The 2,013-nt window shown below is 65.7% G+C and carries 1 protein-coding gene and 1 pseudogene; both read left to right on the top strand.

Translation table 11 applies throughout. From position 1 onward, the window contains the following. Window positions 1-634, top strand: a pseudogene (locus IL54_RS24535) (MFS transporter); the annotation flags it as partial. Window positions 635-722: 88 nt separating this feature from the next. Then, window positions 723-1,898 (top strand): ROK family transcriptional regulator, encoded by a 1,176-nt coding sequence (locus IL54_RS02190; protein ID WP_037472764.1) that lies wholly within the window; start codon window positions 723-725, stop codon window positions 1,896-1,898. Window positions 1,899-2,013 lie beyond the last annotated feature (115 nt).

The raw sequence follows: 2,013 nt of genomic DNA, 5'->3' as shown, positions 1-2,013 counted from the left end.
CGACATCGGCGAGCCGCAGGGCTTCGGAACAGGCCTGCGAAGGCTGGCGCGCAACCGCCGTTATCTGGTCGCGATCGGCATCCAGTTCCTCTACGTCGGCGCGCAGGTCGGCGTGTGGTCGTTCACGATCCGCTACGTCATGACCCGCCTGGACGTAAGCGAAAGCGCGGCGGCGACCTATTACACGGTCGGACTGGTCCTGTTCTTCCTGTCCCGTTTCATCTGCACGTGGTTGATGGGGCGGGTGAGGGCGGAGACCTTGTTGTTCGGACTTGCGGTTCTGGCAGGTGCGCTGTGCGCCGTCGCCGCGCTCTCGCACGGTGTCGCGGGCGTCTATGCCCTGGTCGCGGTCAGCGGATGCATGGCGCTGATGTTTCCGACGATCTACGGCATCGGCCTCTCCGCGCTGGACCCCCGCGACATCAAGCTCGGCGGTGCCGGGCTGGTGATGGCGATCTCGGGCGGGGCGGTCGTCGTGGGGCTGCAGGGTCTGGTATCCGATCTTGCCGGCGATATCGGACCCGCCTTCTGGGTGCCAAGCCTGTGCTTCGGCGCGGTCGCCCTGTTTGGATGGGACGCGCGCCGTCGCGCCCCCACGGACGAGCCGCCGCCCCCCGGTCCCGCGCTCCACTGACCCGGAAAACGGCGCGCAACCCCTTCACATCCCTTGCCGGATATCGTGACCTGGCGCAGGATCAAGGCATGGACAGAAGGGCAAGCGCGTGAGCCGCGGCAGCAATATCGTTGGTGTCGGCGAACATAACGAACTCCTCGTCCTCTCGATCATCCGGCGCCACGGGGCATTGTCGAAGGCCGAACTTTCCGCGCGGACCGGCCTTTCGCGACAGGCGCTTACCGATGTCGTCGGGCGTCTGGAAGGCGATGGTCGCCTGCGCCGCGAGGAACTCGTCCGGGGGAAGGTGGGACAGCCCAAGGTTCCTTTCTCCCTCAATCCGGGCGGTGCCTATACGGTCGGGCTGAAGGTCGGTCGGCGCAGCTTCGAACTGGTCCTGGTCGATTTCGTCGGGACCACGATGGAGGCGTATCGTCACGTCTTCCGCTATCCGGTGCCGGCGGCGCTCGAACATTTCGTGACCCGCTCCTGGGCGGAACTGTGTCGAACGACCGCGGCCGGGATCATGGACCGGATCGTCGGGATCGGCGTGGCCATGCCCGGAGAGCTATGGCGGTGGACCGAGGAAATCGATGTTCCCGGCGATTTGCTCGGGACATGGGAAACGTTCGATATCGCCGGCCTCGTCCGGACCGTGACCGGGGTCGAGCCGCAGATCATGAACGACGTCACGGCCGCATGCATCGGCGAGCTCATGTTCGGCCAGTCGCGCAGTCCCCACGGCTTCGTCTATTTCTATATCGGCGCCTTCGTCGGTGGCGGCCTGGTCCTTGACGACATGGTGATCGAGGGTAGCCATGCGAATGCGGCTGCGTTCGGATCGATGCTCGTCGTCGAGAAGGACGGCACCGCATCCCAGCCGAGGCAGCTGTTGTCGTGCGTGTCGCTGGTCAATCTGCATCGCCAGATCGAGGCGGCCGGGATGAACGCGGACTTCCTGTGGCAGAATCCGGAAGAATGGCCCGTGCTCGGCGCGATGCTCGATGGCTGGATCGCCGATACGGGCTGGCATCTGGCGGTCGCCGCGATCAACGCGGTCGCCGTCGTGGACGTCGCGCAGGTCGTCATCGACGGCTCGCTTCCCGCCGATATCCGCGTCCGGATATGCGACGCGACCCGGGCCGCGATGACGAACCTCCGGACGACGGGCGTTCATCCGCCCGGAATATTCGAAGGGTCGCAAGGCTATTCCGCCCGGCCGGTCGGTGCGGCCGCATTGCCCATGTACAACAGCTTCGGCTATCGAAAGAACGTGAATTTGTAGCCCGGGGCCCGAACCCGTCGATCGCCGCGCGGGCCGCACCGGTCGCGACGGCGGGGGCTCTGTTGCAAAAATCGTGAAGCTTGAGCATGCTTGGCGGAGATTGGACGGACGGAAC

The organism is Sphingobium sp. ba1 (genome assembly GCF_000743655.1).
Classification (GTDB): domain Bacteria; phylum Pseudomonadota; class Alphaproteobacteria; order Sphingomonadales; family Sphingomonadaceae; genus Sphingobium.
The sequence above is the reverse complement of the archived record's forward strand: the minus strand, read 5'-3'. Positions and strand labels throughout refer to the sequence as shown.